The following is a 24295-nucleotide window of genomic DNA, read 5'->3' as shown; positions in this document are numbered from 1 at the left end:
AACGCCTCATGACGACCATCACGAGCCCGCAGCCGGCGACGCGGCCCTCGCCGCCATCGGCCACGCCCCTGCACGCTCAGGGCTCTCAGCAGTCCTCGACGCGCGAGGTCGCCGAGGCAGCCGATCCCGACACCGGTCTGCCTGCTCGTGTCAACGGCGCCCAGCGAACCGACCGTGGTGTCGCCAGCCGTCTCGCCGCCGTGCCAGGCACCATCGCGCGTTTCTTGAGACCGATCACCACGGTGGGCTGGCTCGTCTTGGGCACGGCGGCCGTCGCCTTCGTGCTCGCGTTCGCGCTCGGCTGGGTCGAGTTCGTCTTCGTCGGCGTCACCCTGTGCGCGGCGTTCGTCCTTGCCCTCTTCTCGCTGATCGGCCGCATGTCGTTTCAGGTCTCAGCCGAGCTCGAGCCACGGCGGGTAACGGCCGGACAGCGTTCGCTCGGCCGCCTCACCGTCCATAACTCTGGCGCTCGTCCGACGGCGCCGACCCGACTGGAGCTGCCGGTGGGCGCGGCCGTCGCCGAGTTCGTCATTCCCCGCCTGGCAACTGGTGCGGAGGACGAGAACCTGTTCGCGGTGCCCACCCAGCGACGAGCCGTCGTCGTGGCGGGTCCGGCGACGACGGTGCGCGGCGACGCGCTCGGGCTGCTGCGACGAGCATCCGTGTGGACCCAGCGCATCGAACTGTTCGTGCATCCGGTCGTCGTGAGGATCGCCTCGACGAGTCAGGGTCTGGTGCGCGATCTGGAGGGTCACGAGACCGCCCTGCTCTCGAACAGCGACCTGGCGTTCCACGCACTGCGTGAGTACGAGCCAGGGGATGACATCCGCAACGTGCACTGGCGCACGTCGGCACGCACGGGCCGTCTCATGGTGCGTCAGTACCAGGAGACCCGGCGCTCCCAGCTTCTTCTGCTGATGGACACGGAACGCGGGCACTACGCGACCGACGACGAGTTCGAGCTCGCCGTGTCCGCGTTCGCCTCGGTGGGTGTCGGCGCGCTCCGCGACGAGACGCCGATGCGGGCATGGTCAACGGCCGGCGCACTCCGCACCCGCACGCACGTCTCGCTCCTCGACGACTCGTGCCGGATCGCGCCCACCGACTCCCTGCACTCCTCGCTGCGCGAATTCGCCAGGGTGGCCGGCATGCGCGCACCGACGCCGAGCCTCGTGGTGGTGGCCGTCGGATCACGCACGTCCGACGCAGAAGTGGCCGCCCTGGCCGCGCTGTACGGCGGAGAGACCCGGATCATCGCGATGAGATGCGCACCCGAACGGGCCGCCGGACAGCGCCGCGTCGGACGCGCCACGGTGGTCGACGTGCCTTCTCTCGATCAGCTCGCCAGCCTCGTGGACAGGGTGAACCGATGAGCGCGGCAGCGGTGGCCGCCGGCGCGACCGGATTCCCGGCGACCGTGGCACGGGATCGATCCATTCCCGCTTCGGCATGGACCGACATCGCGTTCCTCGTGATCCTGACCGCAATCGCTTCGGCCGGCTTCCAGACCGTCTTCGGCGCGGGCGCGTACACATTGGCCGCGGGCGGCGGCATCCTCGTGGGCGGCGGGTGCGCGGTCGTCGCACGGCTACTCCGCTTTCCGCTGATCGCGACCGCGGCGCTCGGGGTTGCGGCATTCGTGTTGCTCGGCACCGCGTTCGCGATCCCGGCGGAGGGGCTCTACGGCGTCGTGCCGACACTCGAGAGCATCCTCGACCTCGGCAGGGGCGCGATCTTCGGCTGGAGCGATGCCGTCACCCTGCACGCGCCGCTCCAAGCACCTCCCTACCTCGGGGTGATCCCGTTCGCTGCGACGTGGCTGACCTCGCTCGTCGGTGCGTCGATCGCAGTGCGGATGCGTCCCGCCGGCCCCCACACGGTCGCGCGCGTCGCGACGATGGCGGCCGGACCCGCCGCGATCCTCGTCGCGACGGTGCTCCTCGGAACGAAGGATCCGGTGTTCGCCACCGCCCGTGGAGCGGGCTTCGCCGTGATCGGCCTGGTCTGGGTCGGCTGGCGTGTTCGTACCGCCTGTCCGTCGGTGCCCGGCGGATCCCGACGTGCCTGGCGGACGGTCGGCAGCGCTGCGGCTCTCCTCGCGGGGGCTCTCGTGGTGGGCGTCGTCGGCGGAACGTTCGTGGCCCCGCCTGCCACATCCCGAGTCGTGTTGCGGGACAGCGTGCAGCCCCCGTTCGATCCGCTGCAGTATCCGGCGCCGCTGGCGGGGTTCCGCCAATACACGCGGGAGTTGAAAGACACGAAGCTCTTCACGATCGACGGAATCCGACAGGGCCAGTACGTGCGACTCGTCACGATGGACAGCTACGACGGCGTGGTGTGGTCCGTGACGGACGCGAAGGGCACGGGGAGCTCCGGCGGCTTCCGGCTCTACGGCGGCGACATCCCTCTCTCGGCGCTCAACTCGTCGGTCTCGAGATCGTCCGCGACGGTGACCGTCGATGGATACTCCGACGTCTGGCTGCCGACACCCGGCTACGCGACCGGTCTCGGATTCGCCGGCTCCGAAGCGGATGCGCTGGCGCAGTCCACCCGCGTCGACACCTCGGGCGGATCCGCAGCGGTCATGCAGCGCCTTCGCCGCGGAGACAGTTACTCGATCGACGTCGCGACGCTGAAGGTCCCCTCCGACACCGCCCTGCAGGACGTCGCCGTGGCGACGGTGCCGATCGCGTCGGTGACGAACATTCCTGACGCGATCGGCGCGAAGGCCGAGGAGTACGCGGGCAAGGCGCCGACGGCCATCGAGAGGCTGCGCAACGTCGAGCGCTCTCTGAAGAGGCTCGGCTACCTGAGCCACGGCCTGGCATCGGATCCCGTGCCGTCGTCGGCTGGTGAAAGCGCGGCCCGCATGACGGATCTGCTCACCGCGTCGCCCATGGTCGGCGACCAGGAGCAGTACGCGACGGCGTTCGCGCTCATGGCGCGCCACCTCGGATACGCGTCGCGCGTGGTCCTCGGTTTCAAGCCGGAGGTCAAGGACGGATCAAGCTCCGCGACCGTCACGGGCGACCAGGTGACGGCCTGGGTCGAGGTCCCGTTCGAGGGCGTCGGCTGGGTGCCGTTCTTCCCGACTCCGGACAAGACGGACACGCCGGTCGAGAAGAGCGTCAAACCCAAGATCGAGCCGCAGCCCCAGGTCCGCCAGCCGCCGCGAACCGTCCCGAAGGACGACGACCTGCTCACACCGGTCAAGATGAAGAACGAGAGCGCCAAGAAGAAGAAGGACAACGACGTCGGCTTCACCGTGCCGGTCTGGGCGTACTACGCGGGCGGAGTCGTGCTCGCGCTGGCGATCGCCTACTTCCTGCCCTTGATGATCATCGTGGCGGTCAAGAGGCGTCGGCGGCGCCGACGGTCGCGAGGCCCTGGCGACCAGTCGGCGGCCGGAGCGTGGAGCGAGCTCGTCGATCGCTACACGGAGCTCGGCCTGAAGCCGCCGTCGACCGCCACCAGGCTGCAGACAGCGCAGATGTTCGGCGGCCAGGCCGCCCAGCGCAAGCTGGGGCTCTCGGGCGACGCCATCGAGTCGCTCGCTGCCGAAATCGACGCTGCCGTGTTCGGCGGGGAGACGGTGTCGCAGGAGTCGGCGAGCGAGCTGTGGTCGAGCGTGGACCGGAACGTCGGAACGACGCTGAGCGGGCTCACCTGGCTGCAACGCAGGGTAGCCGCGTTCCGGATCGCTCCTCGGCCTCGCCGCGCGGCGCGCCGCCCGCGCTCGGTATAGTGACGCTGGTGGACACGCCGGGTTTCATCACACCGCCGCCGGGGCTCGTTCCTCCGCGCGACGACACGGACACCCGCACCGAGCGGATGCCACGCCGCGGCGCCTCCCTCCCTGTCTTCAACGCACCGCCGGCGCCCGCCGCACAGACACCTCCGGTGTCGAGAACCTGGTTCGTCGTCCTCCCGACGGGCGCACGGATCCCTGTGAACGGATCCCTCCTTGTCGGTCGCAATCCGGTGCGCTTCGAGCCGTGGGCAGGTGCCGAGCTGCTTCCGGTGGACGACCCCGTTCGCAGCGTCTCGAAGACGCACGCGGTGATCGAAGTGGTGGGCGACGGCATCCGGGTCACCGATCTGCACTCCACGAACGGCGTGAGCGTGCTGGACGCCTCGGGCGCGGCCGCACCGCTCATCCCCGGTGCGGCGACCCCGGTCGCGGCCGGCGCGGCCGTGCTCTTCGGCAGCTACCGCGTGCAGCTCATCGTCGCCTGAATCGGCGCGCAGAAACTGCCCGGCGCAGGGTGCTAGCCTGGTCCGGTGCTGGTCGCCTCCCTTCTTCTTAGCCGCCGCGACGAGTCCTAACCTTCAGGCCTCACTCGTCGCGGAGTTTCTTCGTGGCTGAATTCCCGGGTGTTCCCCCGGACGATACGCAAGGAGATTCGACAGCATGAGCACAGCATCCGATGCCGTGCGCGCAGGCGGCACGGCCGCAGGCGCACGACCTCGCACGCAGCATCCTCGGACTTTGGCCGAGAAGGTCTGGGACGACCACCTGGTCGTGAAGGGTGAGGACGGCTCGCCCGACCTCATCTACATCGACCTGCACCTGGTGCACGAGGTGACGAGCCCCCAGGCGTTCGACGGCCTGCGGGCGGAGGGCCGACCGGTGCGCCGGCCGGATCTCACCATCGCCACCGAGGACCACAACACGCCGACGATCGGCATCGACAAGCCGATCGCCGACCTCACCAGCCGTACCCAGATCGAGACGCTGCGCAAGAACGCCGCGGAATTCGGCATCCGCCTGCACTCGCTGGGCGACATCGAGCAGGGAATCGTGCACGTCGTCGGCCCGCAGCTGGGTCTCACGATGCCCGGCATCACCGTCGTCTGCGGTGACTCTCACACCTCGACCCACGGCGCCTTCGGCGCGATGGCGTTCGGCATCGGCACGAGCGAGGTCGAGCACGTGCTCGCCACGCAGACGCTGCCGCTGAAGCCGTTCAAGACCATGGCGATCAACGTCGAGGGCACCCTGCGCCCCGGAGTCACGGCGAAGGACATCATCCTGGCCGTCATCGCGAAGATCGGCACCGGCGGGGGACAGGGCTACGTGCTCGAGTACCGTGGCAGCGCCATCCGCGCCCTGTCCATGGACGGCCGTATGACGATCTGCAACATGTCGATCGAAGCGGGCGCCCGTGCAGGCATGGTCGCCCCCGACCAGACGACGTTCGAGTTCCTGAAGGGCCGTCCGCACGCCCCGGGGGGCGAGGACTGGGACGCCGCAGTCGAATACTGGAAGACGCTGCCCACCGACGAGGGTGCGACGTTCGACGCCGAGGTGTTCATCGACGCCGATGCGTTGGAGCCGTTCGTCACCTGGGGAACCAACCCTGGCCAGGGCGCGTCGCTGAGCGGAGTCATCCCCGAGCCTGCGAGCTTCGAGGACCCCAACGCGCAGGCCGCAGCTCAGCGCGCCTTGGAGTACATGGACCTGGCAGCGGGCACCCCGCTGAAGGACATCCATGTGGATGCCGTGTTCATGGGATCCTGCACGAACTCCCGCATCGAAGACCTCCGCGCCTTCGCCTCGATCATCAAGGGCAAGAAGAAGGCCGACGGCGTTCGCGTCATGGTCGTCCCCGGATCCGCTCGCGTGCGCCTGGAGGCCGAGGCCGAGGGCATCGACAAGATCGTGGAGGCGTTCGGAGCCGAATGGCGGTTCGCGGGGTGCTCCATGTGCCTGGGCATGAACCCGGACCAGCTGGCGCCGGGCGAGCGCTGCGCATCCACCTCGAACCGCAACTTCGAGGGACGACAGGGCAAGGGCGGACGCACGCACCTGGTCTCGCCGGTCGTGGCTGCCGCAACGGCCATCCGCGGAACCTTGTCCAGCCCGTGGGATCTCGACAATACCAATGAAGACGCCCACGACGGCGTGAAGGCAGGTGCCTGATCATGGAGAAAATCTCGACACTGACGGGCGTCGCCGTTCCGCTGAAGCGGTCGAACGTCGACACCGACCAGATCATCCCCGCCGTGTTCCTGAAGCGGGTCACCAAGACCGGATTCGACGACGCCCTGTTCTATGCGTGGCGCCAGGACCCGGAGTTCGTGCTCAATCAGGAGCCGTTCCGCCAGGGCAAGATCCTCATAGCCGGACCCGACTTCGGCACCGGCTCCTCCCGCGAGCATGCTGTCTGGGCGCTGCGCGACTACGGATTCACGGCTGTGCTCAGCCCGCGGTTCGGCGACATCTTCCGCGGCAATTCGGGCAAGCAGGGACTGCTGACGGGAACGATCAGCGAGGCCGACCTCGAGATGATCTGGGCGGCGATCGATGCCGCCCCCGGAATAGAGGCAACGGTCGACCTGGTTGAGCGAAAGGCAACGGTGGCCGGCCTCACCGTCGATTTCGATATCGATGATTACACTAGGTGGCGGTTGCTGGAGGGGCTCGACGACATCGGTCTCACCATGCGTGACGAAGCGCAGATCACAGAATTCGAAGCACGCCGCGAATCATGGCGGCCCAAGACATTGCCGGTGAAAATCTAGTGAACTCTCTTCTTCAGGATGCGCAGGCGGCGGGTGCCCGAGTGGGTTTGACGGCCGAGAAGATCACCATCAACGGTGGACGTCCCCTTCGCGGGCGCATCCGGTTGAAGGGGGCGAAGAACCTCGTCACGAAGGCGATGGTGGCCGCCATCCTCGCCGACGGTCCGAGCGAGCTGCGCGACGTTCCCGACATCAGCGATGTCCGGGTCGTCCGCGGCCTGCTCGAGATCCACGGCGTGAAGGTGACCGACGGTCCTGAAGAGGGCGTGCTGCTGCTCGACCCGACGGGCGTGGAGAGCGCCCACATGGCCGACATCGACGCCCACGCCGGCTCGAGCCGCATTCCGATCCTCTTCTGCGGACCGCTGCTGCACGCGCTCGGCGAGGCGTTCATCCCCGACCTGGGCGGATGCCGCATCGGCGACCGTCCGATCGACTACCACCTCGAGGTGCTGCGCCGGTTCGGCGCGGTTGTGGAGAAGCTGCCCAGCGGCATCCGCATGACCGCGCCGAACGGGCTGCACGGCGCCAAGGTCGAGCTGCCGTACCCGAGCGTGGGCGCAACGGAGCAGGTGCTGCTCACGGCCACCAAGGCCGAGGGCATCACCGAGCTGCGCGGTGCGGCGATCGAGCCCGAGATCATGGACCTCATCAACATCCTGCAGAAGATGGGCTCCATCATCACGGTCGACACCGACCGCGTGATCCGCATCGAGGGCGTTCAGCGCCTCACCGGCTACAGCCACACGGCGCTGTTCGACCGCAACGAGGCCGCCAGCTGGGCTGCCGCCGCGCTGGCGACCGAGGGCGACATCTTCGTCGGGGGTGCCCGTCAGGCCGAGATGCTGACGTTCCTCAACGTGTTCCGCAAGGTCGGCGGCGCGTTCGACATCGACGACGACGGCATCCGCTTCTACCACCCGGGTGGGGAGCTCAAGCCGGTCGTCATCGAGACGGATGTGCACCCCGGCTTCATGACGGACTGGCAGCAGCCGCTCGTGGTCGCCCTCACCAAGGCGCGCGGCGTCTCCATCGTGCACGAGACCGTGTACGAGCAGCGTTTCGGATTCGTGGACGCCCTGGTGGACATGGGAGCGACGATCGAGATCCACAAGGAGTGCCTCGGCGGTCATCCGTGCCGTTTCGGTCAGCGCAATTTCGACCACTCCGCGGTCATCTCCGGTCCGACCACGCTGCACGCCGCGGATGTCGAGGTTCCCGATCTGCGTGGGGGCTTCAGCCACCTCATCGCCGCTTTGACGGCCAACGGCACGTCGACGGTGAGCAATGTCGGCATCATCAGCCGCGGCTACGAGAACTTCATCGGCAAGCTCGAACAGCTCGGCGCCGACTTCCAGCTGGAGGACTAGCACGCGGCCGACACCCCGGGCCGTCCTCGATCCGGAGCGGCATACGGCATAGCGGATAATGGGCGGGTGCCGAAAACACCCGACGTCCCGGATGCCGCTCTCGAGCCGGCCGACCGTTCCCCGAAGAAGCGCCGGATCCGCAAGGAGACGTTCCGCCCGAGCGTGTTCTGGGTGGGAGCCGGCATCGTGGTGCCCCTCATCGGAACGATCTCGTCGTTCAAGGTGCGCGGCAAGGAGAACCTGCCGCTCGAGGGATCGTTCGTGATCGCCCCGAACCACTACAGCGAGATCGACCCGCTCGTCGTGGGCTCGATGCTGTGGCGCCACGGTCGTCAGCCACGGTTCCTCGCCAAGGAGAGCCTGTTCAAGGTTCCGGTCGTCGGCTGGTTCCTCAGGTCGTCCGGTCAGGTTCCGGTGAGCCGCAGCCATGGCGGACGAGGTGCTCCCGTCGCTCAGGCGCAGCACATCGTCGACGAGGACTACATCGTCGTCGTCTATCCAGAGGGCACGCTCACTCGCGACCCCGACCTGTGGCCGATGCGCGGCAAGACGGGAGCGGCGCGGATCGCGCTGGACTACGGCATCCCGGTGATCCCCGTCGCGCACTGGGGAACGCAGCAGATCATGGCACGCTACTCCAAGAAGATCAGCCTGTTCCCGCGCAAGAAGATCACGTTCTCGATCGGCAAGCCGGTGGACCTCGACGCGTTCAGGGGCAAGCCGATGACCGCGACCGTGCTCAACGAGGCGACGGAAACGATCATGCGCGCCATCACGCACGAGCTGGAGGCCCTGCGAGGGGAGAAGGCGCCCGAGAAGCGCTGGGATCCGTCCGAGCACGCCCAGAGTGAGACGGGGCGCTTTGAGGGCTAGGCCGGCGCCTGCACGGCGCGTCACAGTGCTCGGGGCAGGCAGCTGGGGGACCACGTTCGCCAAGGTGCTGGCGGACGGCGGATCCGACGTGACCCTGTGGGCCCGCAGGCCAGAGGCGGCACGGGAGATCCGCGAGGCGCGACGCAACAGCCAGTACCTGCCGGGCATCAACCTGCCGCGCAACCTCACCGCATCATCCGATCTCGCGGCGGCGCTGCGCGGTGCCGACCAGGTGTTCGTGTCCGTTCCGAGCCAGACGCTGCGTGAGAACCTGATCGCCGTCGAGCCGGCGCTGCCGCCGGACATCCCCGTGGTCAGCCTCATGAAAGGGGTTGAGAAGGGCACCGGGTTGCGCATGAGCGAGGTGATCGCTGAAGTGCTCGGCATCGATCCGGATCGCATCGCCGTGGCATCCGGCCCCAACCTCGCCCTGGAGATCGCCAAGAAGCAGCCGACAGCCGCCGTGGTCTCCTCGAGCAGTATCGAGACGGCCCACGAGGTGGCACTCGCTGCCCGCAACCCCTACTTCCGGTCGTTCGTGAACACGGATGTCATCGGCACCGAATTCGGCGGCGTCCTGAAGAATCTCATCGCCGTCGCCATCGGCATCGTCGATGGCGTCGGATACGGCGAGAACACCAAGGCGTCGATCATCACGCGCGGGCTGGTCGAGATGACCGACTTCGCGGTGGCGCACGGTGCCGAGCGCGAGACCCTCGCCGGGCTGGCAGGACTAGGCGATCTGATCGCGACCTGCCAGTCTCCGTTGTCGCGCAACAACACCGCCGGCAGGCTCCTCGGCCAGGGCTACGCCTTCGCCGAAGTGGTCAAGCAGATGAATCAGACCGCGGAGGGACTGGCATCCGTCGCCCCCATCCTCGCCCTCGCGAAGGCGAAGGGCGTGCAGATGCCCATCGTCGAGCAGGTGGGGCAGGTCCTAGCCGGTACGCTTGCACCTGCGGATCTGGCCCCCCACCTCACCACGGACGACACCCCTCGGGGTGAAAGGACTACGGATGACTCACAAGCGCGTCCTCGTGCTACTTTTCGGCGGGCGTTCGAGCGAGCATTCGATCAGCTGCGCCACGGCGCGCGGGGTACTCGGGGCGCTTGACCGCGACCGGTACGACGTCATCCCCGTCGGCATCACGCGTGACGGGTCGTTCGTGCTCGAACGCGACGACCCAGCTGCGTTCGCACTGGACCCGGATGCCCTCCCCGAGGTGCGCGACGACGGCAGTCGTGTGCGCTGGCCCGACTCGGTGCGCTCGCGGGAGCTGACCGTCGAGCGCGACGGCGTCGTCACGTCGCTCGGCGAGGTGGACGTCGTGTTCCCCATCCTGCACGGGCTGTGGGGCGAGGACGGCACCATCCAGGGGCTGCTCGAGCTGGCCGGGATCCCCTACGTCGGATCCGGTGTTCTGGGCAGTGCCCTCGGCATGGACAAGCACTACACGAAGACTGTGCTGCAGGCCGCGGGCATCCAGGTGGCGCCGTGGGTCACGGTGACCCGCGAGGAATGGGAGCGCGGGCAGGATGCGGTGGCAGACCGCGTGCGCACGCTCGGCTCGCCCCTCTTCGTGAAGCCGGCGCGAGCCGGATCCAGCGTTGGCGTGACGAAGATCACCTCTGCTGAAGGCTTGGGCGACGCGCTCGAGGTGGCGTTCGCCGAGGATGGCAAGGCTCTCGTGGAGTCGGCGGTCGTGGGTCGCGAGGTGGAGATCGGAGTCCTCGGGGCACGTCCTGGGGAGGCGCCGAGGGCATCCGTGGCCGGTGAGATCGTCGTGTCGACGCGCGGGTTCTACGACTTCGAGGCGAAGTACCTCGGCGCGCCCGGCGTCGACCTGGTCTGCCCTGCCGACCTCACAGACGATCAGCTCGCCGAGATGCAGGCGTTGGCGGTGCGTGCGTTCCAGGCGATCGACGCCGGCGGACTGTCAAGGGTGGACTTCTTCCTGACGGACGACGGCTGGGTGATCAACGAGGTCAACACCATGCCGGGCTTCACCCCCATCTCGATGTTCCCGAAGGTGTGGCAGGAGTCCGGATTCAGCTATCCGGAACTCATCGACGAGTTGATCGACCTCGCGCTCCAGCGTCGCTGATCGGGCTGTCCTGCCACAAGTCGCGCCGCCGGCCGCATCCCGAACGGGCGGCCGTTCATGCTCCCACCGGACGCGCCGAGACGTTCTGCGAACGAATGGTGGTCCCGGTAGCTGCGTCCGGGTACCCTAGAGCAGTGCGATCCCGCTCGTCGCCCATCGTCGTGCGGAGGATGCAGGGCCACGCACGCGCTAGGCTCGAAGCTCCATCACCCGAACCTACGTGTTGGTGGAAAAAACTACAGTCGGCTGAATACGGAAGACGCAGGGTGCGTTCTCCGCAATGAAGCGCCGATACGAAAGAGAGACAATCGTGGCCACTGGCACGGTCAAATGGTTCAATTCCGACAAGGGTTACGGGTTCATCACGCCTGACGACGGCGGCGCCGACGTGTTCGCTCACTTCTCGGCCATCACCGGGGGCGGATACCGCAACCTCGAAGAGGGCCAGAAGGTCGAGTTCGACACTGAGGCGGGCCAGAAGGGCCCGCAGGCGACGAACATTCGCGCCCTCTGACGGACCTGATTCCCTAAGCGACGTCACGAACGGCCCGGGCATGTCCATGATGGACGTGCCCGGGCCGTTCGTCGTCGCCGGCGCAAGCGTCGGGAAGGCCGCTTCTACCCTGCCGCCTCGCGCTGCGCCTCGATGAGTCGTGCATAGCGGCCGTCGGGTCGTCCGCTCAGCGTGCGGTGCGTCCCCTGCTCGATGATGCGGCCGGATTCCATGACGATGATGCGGTCCGCATCCATGATCGTCGACAGCCGGTGGGCGATCATCAGAACCGCCAGCTGACTGAACTCGGTGAGCAGGACCGTCTTGATGACGCTCTCTGTGATGGCATCCAGATGCGCAGTCGGTTCGTCGAGCACGACGAGAGTCGGTTTCTTGAGGATCGCCCGGGCGATGGCCAGCCGTTGCGCCTCGCCACCTGAGAGACGGTGTCCCTTCTCGCCGACCACCGTGTCGATCCCGTCCGGCAGATTAGCCATGAGCTCCGCCAACTGAGCCAATTCCAGTGCTCGCAGCATCTCGGCTTCATCCGCTGCGGGGCTCGCGTAGAGCAGATTCGCGCGGATGCTCTCGTGCAGCACGTACGTCGACTGACTGATGTGAGCGACCCGGGCGGCCACTGTCGAATCGGGAAGCGCTGCCGTAGACCGCCCGCCGATCCGGACATCGCCTCCCGACGGGAGGTCGAGTGCGACGGCGAGCGACGCGAGTGTGCTCTTGCCCGCGCCGGATCGCCCGACCACCGCCACGAACTCGCCGGGAGCGATCGAGAACGAGACGTCCGAAAGGGCGAGCGGGCGAGCTTGGTCGTCCGTCGGGCTCGGGCCGGCGTTCTCCAGCCAGGTGAGCGGAAGCCCGGGGATGCTGATGGCGTTGCCCGCGTGCGAGAGCCCGGGGATCGCGTAACTGGACACCGTCGGGTACCGGAACGACACGCCCTCGAATTCGAGCACCGGGCCGGGAAGAAGGGACTCGACGGGGGAGGGCACGAGCAGATCGGATTCGCTCGTCGGCTTCGCCGGCTGGATCGACGACCGGATCACGTCGAGGCAGCGATCGAGCGCCGCCCGAGCGCGGTAGCGCGGGTACCTCGTGCCGATCAGCGACTGCACGGGTCGCTGCAACTGCTGCACGTACAGTATGACGAGCACCAGGGTCCCGATCTCGAAGGTTCCCGTGGCCTTGAGGAACGCGCAGACCGCGATGGCGCCCGTCGTCATCAGGGCGAAGGCCGTTCCGTAGTACGCGTTCGTGCTCGCCGCCCAGCCGTTCAGGATCCGCGTCGTGCGGATGATCGTGCGGGCGCCGGCAACGAAGCGTCCTCGTTCACGGGATACCTGGCCGTTCTCCCTCGCCAGAGCGACGCCCTCGAAGCTCAGCGTGCTGTCTATGTCGGAGGAGAGGTCCTTGAGTGCGTCGAAGGATGCCGTGGCCATCGCATTGATCCGCGCTTCAGCGCGCCTGATGAAGATGAGACAGATCGGGATCACGACGCCGAGCGCGATCAGTCGCAGATCGATCGTCGAGAGGATGACGACGGTGCCGACGATGGTCACCGAACTGGAGATCGTGGTCGGGATGACGGACACGAGCAGATCCTGAGTCGCGCTGGCGTCATTGGTGAGTCGGCTCACCAGTGCGCCGGTCTTGGTCGTCGTGAAGAACGCGAGCGGCATCGTCACCAGACGGTCGTACATCTGCAGTTGAAGCCGGCCGGTCAGCTCGGTGGCCGCGAGATTGCCGAGCAGTCGAGCGCCGAACTCTGCCGCAACGCTCAGCAGGCTCAGCACGAGAAGCCACGTCAACTCGCCCAGCACATCGCCGATGCCGGCACCCTTGGCCGACAGCGAGTCGATCACCGACTTCAAGACGACGACTGTCGCCAGCGGCAAGGCGGCCGCGAGGATCTGCACGCTGTACAGGGCGGTCAGGATCAGCTTCGCGCGCGGGATGGTCCCGAAGATCCGTAGTGCGTCCCGTTCCGTCGCCATGTCCGCTCCCTACTCGTGCCGCCCTCATCCTGGCAGCAACTCGGGAGTGCCTCGCGCACGTGTTCCTCCGCGTGCGCGAGCGGATCAGTTCGTCGGTGTCGGCGTCGGCGTCGGGGTGGAGGTCGCAGGCGGTGCCGCGGTCGGAGTGCCTGTCGGAGACGTCACATCGGAGGTGTCGAGGCACTTCTGCTGCTTCTGCTGCGGGATCGCGCCGATGGCATCTGCAAGGGCGGGGAGCACGGCAGCATCCGTGACGCCGTTCTTGCCGTGCGCGATGACCACCTCGGTCGCCGGGATCCGGCCGAACGTGATGTAGCGCAGCGACGGCGACGCCGGATCGTTCTCCAGAACCCAGTCGATGCCGTTCACGGTGATGCACGGCTTCGCAGTCGGGCCGATCGGAGCGACGCCGCAACGCAGGAGGACGACGGCAGGATCACCCCATGCGCCTGTCGCCTGAGCGTTCGTCTCGCGCTTGGTCTTGTCTGCGACGGTGTCCGGCAGATGCACGATCACGTCAGCACAGCGCGGGTCGTTGGCGTCCGCCGCCGGATTCAGCGCGACGGTGGGCGCACACGCGGCGAGCAGAAGGGCTGCGGAACAGGCGACGAGGGCGGCGACGAGCCGGCGGGGGCGGTGGGAGGGCATCGAGTTCAGAATATCCGCGGCAATGGGGAGAGCCCTGGACGGATGCTCCCGCGCGTGAGGCGCAGCCGATCGATCGGAGGAGCGTCGTGCGTCGCGATAACGTGACAGGCATGGCGCATTCCGGGCGTGGCATCCACGGCGAAGGACCACTCGACGACGACGTCGCCGGCACCCTCGCCGAGGTGGGGGAGCTCGCTGCGCTGCGCCGCATCTTCCCGCGACTGCCGGACTCCTCGGCGACGATCATCGGCCCTGGCGACGATGCTGCGGTCCTCGCCGCCCCCGACGGCAGGTATGTCGTGACGACGGACATGATGATCGCCGGTCCCGACTTCCGCTGGGCGTGGTCGACGCCGGAGGACATCGGCTGGAAGGCCGCCGCCACCAACCTCTCCGACGTCGCGGCTATGGGCGCCCGTCCGACAGCACTCGTGGTCGCGATCGCTGCGCCGAACGAGACGCCGGTCGCTGTGCTCGAGCAGATCGCGGACGGCCTCCGCATCGCCTGCGGGGTGCTCGCGCCGGGGAGCGGAGTCGTCGGCGGCGACCTGTCCGTTTCGGAGGTCTTCACATTGGCCGTCACGGCATTCGGCGACTTGGAGGGTCGGGCACCGGTGCTCCGGTCCGGCGCCAGACCGGGCGATGTCGTCGCGCACGCCGGCACGATGGGACGCGCAGCGGCCGGACTCCGTGCGCTCTTCGCCGATGGGGTCGACGACGACGGAGTTCCCGATGCCGCACGCGCGACATCCGTCGCCTCTCGCGTCCCCGACGTGGCGCTGCAGCGTCGTCCCGTACCACCGATCCAGGCCGGTCCGGCGGCGGCGCTCGCGGGTGCGACGGCCATGCTCGACGTGAGCGACGGACTGGCCCTGGATGCGGCTCGGATCGCGACAGCGTCCGGCGTACGGATCGACCTCCACGCTTCCGCACTCGGCGACGACCCCGCGCTCGCACTGTCGGGCGGCGAGGATCACGCACTCTTGGCCTGCTTCCCACCGGATTCCGTGCTGCCCGACCCGTTCCGCGTGATCGGGCGGGTGTTGTCTTCCGACGCGACCGACACCGGGGCGGGCGGGTCCGGCGAGGACGGATCAGCCGGGCTCGTGCGGGTGAGCGTTGACGGGCGCCCGTATCGGGGAGCCGGTGGCTGGGATCCCTACTCCGGATGGGACGGTGTCGCCGGCTGAGCGAACCACACCGCCGTCTCGCCGTACGAGCGCTTGCGCAGCGGCTCGAGACCGTTCGGCCAGGTCGGCTCGGGGGAGCGGCCGCTTCGCTCGACGAGCACGACGGCATCCGCATCGAGAAGCGGGGTCAACGATGCGAGCACATCGGCGAGCTCGGACTCGCGCACGTCATAGGGCGGATCGAGGAACGCGAGGTCGACCGCCGTACCGCCCGCATGGGCCAGGAACGATCGCACCGACGATTGCCGCACGTCGATGCGTGGCCGCATGCCGCTGCCCGCCTTCGCAGCGGACTTCAGCACGGCCGCCGCGTTGGCTCGGCACACCGCAGCGGCCTGCGCGCTCTGCTCGACGAGCACGGCGGATGCCGCCCCTCGGCTGACGGCCTCCAGCGCGAGCGCACCGGAACCGGCATAGAGGTCGAGCACGCGCATGCCGCGCACGGCATCCATCGACTCCAGTGCCGAGAACATCGCCTCGCGCACGCGGTCGCTCGTCGGGCGGGTTCCCGACTTGGGAACGCTCAGACCGAGGGATCCGGCGAACCCGGAGACGATGCGCGTCATGCCTACGAGGCTATCCGCAGGCCGTGACGCCCCGATCGTCGGCTGTGGCCCCTAGCCTGGATCCATGACGGACGAGGGATCGGCGACGCAGACCGCGCCCGTCGCGCTCGGCACGCCCCTGACCACCGCGATCGGCGAACGCCAGGCTGCGGCGTTCGCGCGCGCCTTCGGACACCGAACGGTCGGAGACCTGCTCACCCACTATCCGCGCCGCTACGCGCACCGCGGAGAGCTGACGGCACTCGCCGAGCTGCCGGCCGGCGAAGACGTGACGATCGTCGCCGAGGTGAAGAAGTGCGGCACGCGGCCGATGAGGCAGCGCAGGGGATCCATCCTCGAGGTGGCCATCTCGGACGGCACCGGACTCATCACCCTCACCTTCTTCAACCAGGCCTGGCGGGCGAACGAACTGGTGCCGGGCAGGCGAGGCATCTTCGCCGGCAAGGTGAACCGCTACAAGGGATCGCTGCAGCTGACGCATCCCGACTACGAGCTCTTCGACGACACCGCCGGCAACGGCTCCTCCATCCCGGCCCCTTCGACACCGGACTTCGAGGCATGGCAGAGCCAGCCGATCCCGATCTATCCGGCCAGCGGAACGCTGCCGAGCTGGAAGATCGCGCGTGTGGTGCGCGAAGTGCTCCCGCACCTCGCGCAGGTGGCCGACCCCGTTCCCCGGGACGTCGCGAGTGAGCACGGACTCGAGGAGTTCGGGGCGGCGCTGCGTGGCATCCACATGCCGACCAACGACGCCGACTGGCGTCGTGCCCGGGACACACTGCGGTATCAGGAGGCGTTCGTGCTGCAGGCCGCGCTCCTCCAGGAACGGGAGCGCCTCCGTGCGACGGCCGCCACGGCGCGGATGCCCGTTCCCGATGGCTACGCTGCCCGCCTCGACGCGCACCTGCCCTTCGAGCTCACCGCCGACCAGGAGGCGGTGGGGGAGCAGATCGAGCACGACCTGGCCCAGCCGGTCCCGATGAACCGTCTCGTGCAGGGCGAGGTCGGCAGCGGCAAGACCGTGGTGGCGCTCCGGGCGATGCTGCAGGTCGCGGACAACGGGGGTCAATCGGCTTTCCTGGCGCCCACCGAGGTGCTCGCCTCGCAGCACCTGCGTTCGATCGTGGCGTCCCTCGGACCGGATCTCGCCGCCGAGCTCATGCCGACGTTGCTCACCGGCCGACTGACCGCGTCCGAGCGCAAGAAGGCGATGCTGCGGGCCGTCAGCGGTCAGGCGCAGATCGTGGTCGGCACGCATGCGCTGCTCGGTGACGCCGTGTCGTTCTTCGATCTGGGACTCGTGGTGGTGGACGAGCAGCACAGGTTCGGCGTCGAGCAGCGTGACGTGCTCCGGGGCAAGGCCGCGACACCTCCGCACCAGCTCGTGCTCACGGCGACGCCCATCCCGCGGACCGTCGCGATGACGGTGTTCGGCGACCTCGACGTTTCGACGATCGCCCAGCTGCCGGCAGGCAGGCAGAAGATCGAGAGCTTCGTGGTGCCGCTGGCAGAGCATCCGCGCTGGGAGAACCGCATCTGGGAGCGGGCGTCGGAGGAGATCGCGGCCGGACATCAGGTCTTCGTCGTTTGCCCCGCGATCAGTGCGAAGGAGGCGGAGGACGACGCCGGCGAGTTGATCGACGACGCGGATGACGCGCCATCGGCGACCCCTGTAGCCTCCGTCGAGCAGACTCTCGCCGCGGTGCAGGCCAATCCGTTGCTCGCCGGTAAGAGGGTGGCGGCACTGCACGGACGACTGCCCGCCGACGAGAAGGATGCCGTCATGCGCGCCTTCGCCGCCGGTGCGCTCGACCTCATCGTGGCCACGACGGTCATCGAGGTCGGTGTCGACGTGCCGAACGCATCGGCGATGATCGTGCTCGACGCGGACCGTTTCGGAGTATCGCAGTTGCACCAGCTGCGCGGACGAGTCGGCCGTGGCGGCGTGCCCGGCCTGTGCCTGTTCGTCACGACAGCCGAGGCCGGGAGTCTCGCCAGAGAGCGGGTCGACGCGGTTGCAGCGACCCTTGACGGATTCGAACTGGCAGAGGCCGACCTGGAACTGCGTCGCGAGGGCGATGTGCTCGGCAGCAACCAGTCGGGCGGCCGATCCTCGCTGCGGTTGCTGCGCGTCGCCCGCGACGGCGCCGTGATCGAGCAGGCACGAGCGGATGCCGCCGCAGTGCTCGAACACGACCCGGTGCTGCACGAGCACCCGGCACTGGCATCCGCCATCGCCGACCGGCTCACCGACCGCTCGAGGGACTTCCTGGCCCGCGCTTGACGGCGGTCGGCGACGCGGGATGCGCATTCGAGCACTCCCCGAACATCCCCTGCGAGTGTGCCGACGAGGGCAACAATCTGATAACGCCTCACCGCTATTCTGAAGACCTATGAGCAGGATCGCCGTTGTCCCTGGTTCGTTCGACCCCGTCACGCTGGGTCACCTCGACGTGATCGCGCGCGCGGCGCGCCTGTTCGACGAGATCCACGTGCTGGTCGTGCACAACCCGGACAAGTCGGCGATGCTCCCGATCTCGCAGCGTGTCGCGCTCATCGAGCGTTCCATCGCGGACGAGCGGATGCCCGGCAACATCCTCGTTGCAGCCTGGAGCGTCGGGCTGCTCGTGGACTACTGCACGGATGTCGGGGCGAACGCGCTCATCAAGGGCGTCCGCTCGCAGGTCGATGTGTCGTACGAGACGCCCATGGCGATCGTGAATCGCGATCTGGCCGGTGTCGAGACGGTCTTCATGCTGCCCAATCCGGCGAATGCGCACGTGTCGTCTTCGCTGGTGCGTCAGGTCGCCGCGCTGGGCGGCGACGTGAGCCCGTACGTACCCCGTTCGGTATACGACTATCTGCAGGAGCTATGAACAGTCTTCCGACCAAGCACCCCACGGATGCCGTGGCCGAGCTCTCCGACACCGAACCGACCATCACTCCCGACCAACTGCGTGCCGCGGCCGACGAGATCGCCTCGAACGTCGAGGCGGTGATCGACGGGAAGCACGAAGCGGTGCGCGTCGCGCTCACCGTGCTGCTGGCCGAGGGCCATCTGCTCATCGAAGACGTGCCTGGCGTCGGCAAGACGATGCTCGCCAAGGCACTCGCCAAGTCGGTGGACTGCAGCGTGAGCCGCATCCAGTTCACGCCGGACCTGCTGCCCTCCGATGTGACGGGGGTGTCCGTCTACAACCAGCCTGAGCGCCGTTTCGAGTTCAAGCCGGGCGCGGTGTTCGCGAACATCGTCATCGGCGACGAGATCAACCGCGCCTCCCCGAAGACCCAGTCCGCCCTGCTGGAGTGCATGGAGGAGCGCCACGTCACCGTCGACGGTTCCACTTACCCGCTCCCTGACCCGTTCATCGTGATAGCGACGCAGAACCCGGTCGAGATGGAAGGGACGTACGAGCTGCCGGAGGCGCAGCGGGACAGGTTCATGGCGAGGATCGCTATGGGCTATCCCGACGAGCAGGCCGAGATCGAGATGCTCACGGGGCGCGACACCTCCAGTCCGCTGTCGCGCATCGGCGCCGTCGTCACCAGCGACCGTCTGCGGGAGATGATGGCGCTCGCCAGACGGGTGTTCGCATCCGACGCCCTCAAGCAGTACGCCGTCGCCATCGCGCACGGCACCCGCGACGACGCGGATCTGCGCCTTGGCGCCAGCCCGCGTGCGACGCTCCAGCTGGTGCGAGCGGCCAAGGCGAGAGCCGCGCTCGATGGCCGCGACTTCGTGCTTCCCGACGACGTCGATGCGCTCGCGGTGCCCGTGCTGGCGCACCGGCTGCTGCCCACCAGCAGGGCCATGGGGCAGCATCACGAGAGAGCCGCCGTGCTCGCCGAGGTCGTCACCCGCATCGTCGCCGCCACTCCGGTGCCGACGGGGCAGCCGAAGTAGCCTGAAGCATCATGGGAGCCGCACGTTCCCGGTCCGCAGCGCAGCGGCCGAGGCCGACCTGGCGTGGAGCCGGGCTGGCGATCGCGGGCGTCCTGGCGATGGTCGGAGCAGCGGTCTTCGGCCGCGTCGACCTGCTCGTGCTGGGCATCGTCCTCCTGCTCCTGCCGTTGGCCGCCGCGATCGCCGTCACCATCGACCGGCCGTGGGTCAGCGTCAACAGGATCTTCGAATCCGATGTCGTGACCGCCGGCGAGAAGGCCAGGGCGCGGGTGACGGTGCGCAACGAGTCGAACCGTCGCACTCCGACGCTGCGCTGGCGGGATGCCCTCCCTCCAGGGCTGACCGCATCCGGCTTCGCTCCGCTTCCTCCGCTCGGCGAGCACGCGCTGGCCAGCAGGGACCGGTCCGACACCGTGGCTGTGACGTACTCGATGGGCACGCACGGGCGAGGCGTGTATGCGGCGGGTCCCTTGCTGCTCGAGCGCACTGATCCGTTCGGGCTGGTGCGGTGCAGGTACGCGGTGGGCGCCGCGAAGCCCCTGATCGTCGTCCCGCGCATCGCTGATCTCGGTGACGGCGAGTTCGACCTGTCGCGGAGCGAGGGATACGAGCACGAGCTCGTGAAGCACAGCATCCCGAATGCCGACGAGTTGATCGCGCGTGAGTACCGGCCGGGCGATCCGATGCGGCGGGTGCACTGGAGGGCGACAGCGCGTCACGACAAGCTCATGGTCCGGCAGGAGGAACCGCGCAGCAACCCCGAGACGTGGATGCTGCTCGACACCGATGCCGGACGCCGGAACGGTCACCATCATCCGCACGGCGACGACTCCGCACGATTCGAGACGGCGGTCGATCTCGCGGCATCCGTCGGTGCGCACCTCATCGATCAGGGCTTCGTGCTCGGCGTGGCCGAGACGTCGCCGATCCAGCTGCAGGGACGCTCCGGTGCCGGCCGCGCAGGCCTCTCCGGTCTGCCGGTGTCGTCATACGACCCGCCGAGCGGCACGTATTCGCTGCTCAACGGACTCGCCGGCATCAGCCAGCATCCAGGCGAGTCGACGGATGCCGCCGGTGTGCTCGGTGCTGCGCTGCGGCGCAATCCGCAGGCGGTGCCGGTGTTCGTGATCGTCGTCGACGGGGATCACGACGAACTCGCCGCGGTCGCCGGGCTGCGCATGCTCTGCGATCCGGCCGTGGTCTTCTTCGTGGGGGAGCGCCAGCAGCTGTGGGACTACTACGAGCGGCGTGGCTGGGACTGCGTGGCCGTGCAGCCGGGCGATTCACCGGCCGTGGCGTGGCAGCACGCAGGGATTCGCTCACGGGTGGCGCGCCGTGGTTGACACGACAGCGCGGCCGACGCGCGCGAACGGGACGGCGGGTGCAATCGGTGGCGGGGAAAGCCCGCGCGGCGGGTCGTCGTGGGACCAGCGCCCGGCATCCGGCCGTACGCAGGCAAGGGCCAGGGTGGACGACCTCCGCCTGAGCCTGTCCCTCCTGGCCGTGATGGCGGCGCTGACCGTCGCGCTCGGTGGTCTGATCACCGGCGCAGCCTGGTGGCTGGAACTTCTGCTGGCGTCCGTTGTCGTGCTGGGCGTGTCCGCCGGATGCCGCGCAACGCGCCTTCCGCGCTCTCTCGCCCCGATCCTCTCCATGGCCGCCCTCGTGCTGCTCGTCACCGGGCTCTTCGCCCCGCAGACGGCCTTGTTCGGCTTCCTGCCGACACCTGCGACCGTTGCGGAGTTCGTGCGCCTGAGTGCCAAGGCGCAGCTCTCGTTCTACAACCAGGGTGTTCCGGCGGATCCGCTCCCGGAGTTCCTGTTCCTGATGGTCGTGTCGGGCGGCGTGATCGCATGGACGTCTGATCTCGTCGCCATCGTGCTGCGCAGGCCGGCGCTCGTCGGCGTGGTGGTGATCGCGGCGCTGCTGGCCCCGGCCGCCCTGCTCGACGGCGGAATCTCGCCGTTCGCCCTTGTGCTCTGCCTCATCGCCTACCTGCTGCTGTTGCGCGCCGATGTGCGCCGCACCCGCCGTTCCGGAGCGGAGCTCGGCACCTCGATCGCCATCGCGGCGGGCGCGATCGTGGTGGCGCTCGTGATCGGCACGACGGCGCCGGGCTTCCAGCAGGTGGGTCGGCAGGCGATCCCGTCGGCCGGCGTCGTTTTCGGACAGGGCGTGAGCGCGCTCATCGACCTCGGGGCGGACCTCAGGAGGCCGGTGCCGGTGACGGTGATCGACTACTCGACCACGGCATCGACGCCCGCATACCTGCGCATGACGACGCTGGACACGTTCTCGGGAGAGATCTGGCGGCACACCAGGTCGAAGTCCACATTCTTCAGCTCGGAGACGTCGATCGACGATGTGCCCGGCCTGAGCAAGCACGTGAAGACTGCGAAGGCCACGACGACCGTCCAGGTGCACAACCTGACGAGCCAGTGGCTGCCGGCACCGTACCCCGTGCAGAAGGTGTCAGGGCTCAACGGCAGCTGGGGCTGGGAGCAGAACGACCTCACGATCTCCGGCTACACCTCCACCACCGACGAACAGAACTACACCGTGACCACGAAGACGGTGCAGCCGACGCCGCAACAGCTCCGCGACGCGGGGGAGAACTATCCGGCATCGGTCGACGCCGATCTGCTGGTGCCGTCCGGCTCGCCGGCGATCATCCGCTCCACCGCCCTGGCGGTCACCGCCGATGCCCTCACCCCGTACGACAAGGCCGTCGCCTTGCAGGCGTATTTCCATGACGGCGAATTCCGGTACTCCCTGAATGCGCCGAAGGACGGCGGATACGACGACGACACCCCCGGCACCGTCGCCACGTTCCTCAAGCAGAAGGCCGGCTACTGCGTGCACTTCGCCGCCGCGATGACGCTGATGGCCCGCGACCTCGGGATCCCGGCCCGCATCGCCGTCGGATACCTTCCGGGCAATGAGACGGGGACCACCGGCAAGGCGTCCGACTACGAGGTGAGCTCGGACGACCTGCACGCGTGGCCGGAGCTGTACTTCCCCGGCGTCGGTTGGACGCCCTTCGAGCCGACAGTGGGCCGCGGCACGGTCCCGTCGTACAGCACCGCCCAGGGGGCGACGCCGCAGCCGACGGACACGCCGACCGGGCCGTCGACGACGGCGCCGCAGAAGCGGTTCGCGACCGACGCGCCGGGTACCACGGTCTCAAGCGCTCAGGCCACGACGGAGGCGATCTCGTCGAGCACGAGCGTGGCCGCCGTCGTGCTGATCATCCTCGGCGTGCTCATCACGCCCGCGCTCCTGAGGCGGAACCTGAGAAGACGGCGCCTCACGGACGTGCGCGACGGAGCAGGGAACGCGTCGGACGCGTGGGCCGAGCTGCGCGCATCCGCTCTCGATCTCGGACTGGCCGCGCCGTCGACGGAGACGCCGAGGGCCTTCGCCGACCGATTGCGGCGCACGTGGGAAGACGCGCCGCAGGCGAATCCGGATGCCGTCCAGCGCCAGGACGCCACGGCCGCGCTGGCCGAACTGCTGTCTGCCCTCGAAGAGGAGCGGTTCGGGTCTCCCGACACGGTCTGGGCCGATCCCGTGCTCGCCGACGATGTTGCGACGGTGGTCGGAGCCATCGCCGCGACCGCAGGCCTGGCCCAGCGGATGCGCGCGACTCTCGTTCCCATCTCGCTGTTCGAAGGGCGGTTGCGGAGCCCGGCGACGTCGCGGTCCGACGGGTAGAATCGTCGTTCGTGTCTGCCGCCGTTCGTAATCCGTACTCCGTCAATGTGCGCGACCTCCTGCACCGCCCAGGCGAGATGCGCGAGGAGTCGCTGACCATCGACGTGCCTGACAAACTCGGCGAGGGCCTCATCAGCGTTGACGCAGGCGAGGCGCTGGAGCTGGACGTGCGACTGGAGTCCGTTCACGAGGGCGTCCTGGTCTCCGGCGAAGCGTCCACCGTCGCCAAGGGCGTCTGCGGGCGATGCCTGATCGACATTAGCGAGCCCGTCCAAGTCGACTTCCAGGAGCTTTTCGCGTATTCTTCTGGGGAAGCTTTTGACTTCGAGGTTCACGACGACCACGTGGATCTTGAACCTCTGGTCAGGGATGCGGTGGTGTTGTCATTGCCGTTCCAGCCGGTGTGCCGACCGGATTGCCCTGGTCTCGATCCCGAGACCGGCGAGCGGTTGGCCGATCTGCCGGATCGCGAACCCACGAAGACCATCGATCCACGATGGGCTGCGCTCGCGGAATTCCCGGCTTCCGATGACGCCGTCGGCCAGGGCAGTAGTGCTGAGAACAGCAATGCTGGTCGGGCCGGCTCCCCAGACAGAGAAGAGTAGAGACATGGCTGTTCCCAAGCGGAAGAAGTCGCGCGCCAACACGCACGCCCGTCGTTCGCAGTGGAAGGCGGAGGTTCCCAACCTCGTCAAGACCGTCGAGAACGGCAAGGTGACCTACAGCCTTCCGCATCACGCGAAGGTCGTCGAGGACTCGGCCGGTACCCCGCTGTTCCTGGAGTACAAGGGCCGCAAGGTCGCCGACGTCTAGTCACGTGCCGGACGCCGAACGGCGTGCGGAGCCCCAGGCGCGCATCGACAACGATGCGCGCCTGAGTCGTGCTTCGGAGGAATCG

At 68.3% G+C, this 24295-nt stretch carries 21 protein-coding genes; 18 read left to right on the top strand and 3 right to left on the bottom strand.

Annotated features, from left to right (window positions below; all coding sequences use genetic code 11):
* The first annotated feature begins 8 nt into the window (after positions 1–8).
* The 10 genes from HII28_RS03820 (at position 9) to HII28_RS03775 (ending at position 11387) form a co-directional block, all read left to right on the top strand.
* The gene (locus HII28_RS03820) at positions 9–1373 is read left to right on the top strand and encodes a DUF58 domain-containing protein (RefSeq protein WP_170024196.1); all 1365 of its coding nucleotides are present in this window, start codon (positions 9–11) and stop codon (positions 1371–1373) included.
* Entirely contained in the window at positions 1370–3745 is a 2376-nt protein-coding gene (locus tag HII28_RS03815; RefSeq protein WP_170024195.1) for a transglutaminase-like domain-containing protein, read from the top strand. The genes HII28_RS03820 and HII28_RS03815 overlap by 4 nt, the downstream gene beginning before the upstream one ends.
* Before the next feature lie 8 nt (positions 3746–3753).
* Complete coding sequence (locus HII28_RS03810; RefSeq protein WP_170024194.1) at positions 3754–4236, top strand: FHA domain-containing protein; 483 nt, start codon at positions 3754–3756, stop codon at positions 4234–4236.
* A 175-nt stretch (positions 4237–4411) separates the two neighbouring features.
* A complete protein-coding gene (leuC, locus tag HII28_RS03805; RefSeq protein WP_170024193.1) occupies positions 4412–5923 on the top strand; it encodes a 3-isopropylmalate dehydratase large subunit in 1512 nt (503 codons plus the stop codon).
* Positions 5924–5925: 2 nt separating this feature from the next.
* Positions 5926–6525 carry a 3-isopropylmalate dehydratase small subunit gene (gene leuD / locus HII28_RS03800; protein ID WP_170024192.1) on the top strand — a complete coding sequence of 200 codons (600 nt, stop codon included), beginning with the start codon at positions 5926–5928 and terminating at the stop codon, positions 6523–6525.
* The gene (gene murA / locus HII28_RS03795; protein WP_346769174.1) at positions 6525–7895 is read left to right on the top strand and encodes a UDP-N-acetylglucosamine 1-carboxyvinyltransferase; all 1371 of its coding nucleotides are present in this window, start codon (positions 6525–6527) and stop codon (positions 7893–7895) included. Before leuD ends, murA begins: the two co-directional genes overlap by 1 nt.
* Positions 7896–7961: 66 nt before the next feature.
* On the top strand, positions 7962–8768 hold the full coding sequence (locus tag HII28_RS03790) for a lysophospholipid acyltransferase family protein (RefSeq protein ID WP_346769173.1): 807 nt from the start codon (positions 7962–7964) through the stop codon (positions 8766–8768).
* A complete protein-coding gene (locus tag HII28_RS03785; RefSeq protein ID WP_205864554.1) occupies positions 8758–9882 on the top strand; it encodes an NAD(P)H-dependent glycerol-3-phosphate dehydrogenase in 1125 nt (374 codons plus the stop codon). Before HII28_RS03790 ends, HII28_RS03785 begins: the two co-directional genes overlap by 11 nt.
* Positions 9785–10873: a D-alanine--D-alanine ligase family protein gene (locus HII28_RS03780; protein ID WP_170024189.1), complete on the top strand. Its 1089-nt coding sequence runs from the start codon at positions 9785–9787 to the stop codon at positions 10871–10873. The genes HII28_RS03785 and HII28_RS03780 overlap by 98 nt, the downstream gene beginning before the upstream one ends.
* A gap of 310 nt (positions 10874–11183) precedes the next feature.
* Complete coding sequence (locus HII28_RS03775) at positions 11184–11387, top strand: cold-shock protein (RefSeq protein ID WP_346769172.1); 204 nt, start codon at positions 11184–11186, stop codon at positions 11385–11387.
* Between the two features lie 104 nt (positions 11388–11491).
* Here HII28_RS03775 and HII28_RS03770 read toward each other — a convergent pair whose 3' ends face one another.
* Both HII28_RS03770 and HII28_RS03765 read right to left on the bottom strand, forming a co-directional pair.
* Positions 11492–13375, bottom strand: coding sequence for an ABC transporter ATP-binding protein (locus HII28_RS03770; protein ID WP_170024187.1), 1884 nt, complete (start codon positions 13373–13375; stop codon positions 11492–11494).
* 84 nt (positions 13376–13459) lie between these two features.
* Positions 13460–14023, bottom strand: coding sequence for a DUF3515 family protein (locus tag HII28_RS03765; RefSeq protein WP_170024186.1), 564 nt, complete (start codon positions 14021–14023; stop codon positions 13460–13462).
* 110 nt (positions 14024–14133) lie between these two features.
* Here HII28_RS03765 and thiL point away from each other — a divergent pair, with 110 nt between their 5' ends.
* Positions 14134–15213, top strand: a complete 1080-nt coding sequence (gene thiL, locus HII28_RS03760) for a thiamine-phosphate kinase (RefSeq protein ID WP_170024185.1) — start codon at positions 14134–14136, stop codon at positions 15211–15213.
* Here the strand turns inward: thiL and HII28_RS03755 are convergent.
* Positions 15183–15779: an RsmD family RNA methyltransferase gene (locus tag HII28_RS03755; protein ID WP_170024184.1), complete on the bottom strand. Its 597-nt coding sequence runs from the start codon at positions 15777–15779 to the stop codon at positions 15183–15185. The genes thiL and HII28_RS03755 overlap by 31 nt on opposite strands.
* 64 nt (positions 15780–15843) lie before the next feature.
* Between HII28_RS03755 and HII28_RS03750 the strand changes: the two genes are divergently transcribed.
* The 7 genes from HII28_RS03750 to rpmF all read left to right on the top strand — a co-directional run bounded on the left by HII28_RS03750 (position 15844) and on the right by rpmF (position 24210).
* On the top strand, positions 15844–18063 hold the full coding sequence (locus tag HII28_RS03750; protein WP_170024183.1) for an ATP-dependent DNA helicase RecG: 2220 nt from the start codon (positions 15844–15846) through the stop codon (positions 18061–18063).
* Between the two features lie 109 nt (positions 18064–18172).
* Complete coding sequence (gene coaD, locus HII28_RS03745; protein ID WP_170024182.1) at positions 18173–18655, top strand: pantetheine-phosphate adenylyltransferase; 483 nt, start codon at positions 18173–18175, stop codon at positions 18653–18655.
* The gene (locus tag HII28_RS03740; RefSeq protein WP_170024181.1) at positions 18652–19683 is read left to right on the top strand and encodes a MoxR family ATPase; all 1032 of its coding nucleotides are present in this window, start codon (positions 18652–18654) and stop codon (positions 19681–19683) included. The genes coaD and HII28_RS03740 overlap by 4 nt, the downstream gene beginning before the upstream one ends.
* An 11-nt stretch (positions 19684–19694) precedes the next feature.
* Positions 19695–21026 (top strand): DUF58 domain-containing protein, encoded by a 1332-nt coding sequence (locus tag HII28_RS03735; protein ID WP_170024180.1) that lies wholly within the window; start codon positions 19695–19697, stop codon positions 21024–21026.
* Positions 21019–23397, top strand: a complete 2379-nt coding sequence (locus HII28_RS03730; RefSeq protein WP_170024179.1) for a DUF3488 and transglutaminase-like domain-containing protein — start codon at positions 21019–21021, stop codon at positions 23395–23397. The genes HII28_RS03735 and HII28_RS03730 overlap by 8 nt, the downstream gene beginning before the upstream one ends.
* 77 nt (positions 23398–23474) lie before the next feature.
* Positions 23475–24002, top strand: a complete 528-nt coding sequence (locus HII28_RS03725; RefSeq protein ID WP_170025940.1) for a DUF177 domain-containing protein — start codon at positions 23475–23477, stop codon at positions 24000–24002.
* Between the two features lie 4 nt (positions 24003–24006).
* Positions 24007–24210, top strand: coding sequence for a 50S ribosomal protein L32 (gene rpmF, locus HII28_RS03720; protein WP_146318687.1), 204 nt, complete (start codon positions 24007–24009; stop codon positions 24208–24210).
* The last annotated feature ends 85 nt before the right edge of the window (positions 24211–24295 follow it).

It is taken from the genome of Planctomonas sp. JC2975 (assembly GCF_012985205.1).
Taxonomy (GTDB): Bacteria; Actinomycetota; Actinomycetes; order Actinomycetales; family Microbacteriaceae; genus Humibacter.
This window is presented reverse-complemented; position numbering and strand designations above follow the sequence as displayed.

Coding starts and splice junctions, on each gene's coding strand:
- HII28_RS03820 (WP_170024196.1), top strand. CDS start 9: ATGACGACCATCACGAGCCCGCAGCCGGCGACGCGGCCCTCGCCGCCA.
- HII28_RS03815 (WP_170024195.1), top strand. CDS start 1,370: ATGAGCGCGGCAGCGGTGGCCGCCGGCGCGACCGGATTCCCGGCGACC.
- leuC (WP_170024193.1), top strand. CDS start 4,412: ATGAGCACAGCATCCGATGCCGTGCGCGCAGGCGGCACGGCCGCAGGC.
- leuD (WP_170024192.1), top strand. CDS start 5,926: ATGGAGAAAATCTCGACACTGACGGGCGTCGCCGTTCCGCTGAAGCGG.
- HII28_RS03780 (WP_170024189.1), top strand. CDS start 9,785: ATGACTCACAAGCGCGTCCTCGTGCTACTTTTCGGCGGGCGTTCGAGC.
- HII28_RS03770 (WP_170024187.1), bottom strand. CDS start 13,375: ATGGCGACGGAACGGGACGCACTACGGATCTTCGGGACCATCCCGCGC.
- HII28_RS03765 (WP_170024186.1), bottom strand. CDS start 14,023: ATGCCCTCCCACCGCCCCCGCCGGCTCGTCGCCGCCCTCGTCGCCTGT.
- thiL (WP_170024185.1), top strand. CDS start 14,134: ATGGCGCATTCCGGGCGTGGCATCCACGGCGAAGGACCACTCGACGAC.
- HII28_RS03755 (WP_170024184.1), bottom strand. CDS start 15,779: ATGACGCGCATCGTCTCCGGGTTCGCCGGATCCCTCGGTCTGAGCGTT.
- HII28_RS03750 (WP_170024183.1), top strand. CDS start 15,844: ATGACGGACGAGGGATCGGCGACGCAGACCGCGCCCGTCGCGCTCGGC.
- coaD (WP_170024182.1), top strand. CDS start 18,173: ATGAGCAGGATCGCCGTTGTCCCTGGTTCGTTCGACCCCGTCACGCTG.
- HII28_RS03740 (WP_170024181.1), top strand. CDS start 18,652: ATGAACAGTCTTCCGACCAAGCACCCCACGGATGCCGTGGCCGAGCTC.
- HII28_RS03735 (WP_170024180.1), top strand. CDS start 19,695: ATGGGAGCCGCACGTTCCCGGTCCGCAGCGCAGCGGCCGAGGCCGACC.
- HII28_RS03725 (WP_170025940.1), top strand. CDS start 23,475: ATGCGCGAGGAGTCGCTGACCATCGACGTGCCTGACAAACTCGGCGAG.
- rpmF (WP_146318687.1), top strand. CDS start 24,007: ATGGCTGTTCCCAAGCGGAAGAAGTCGCGCGCCAACACGCACGCCCGT.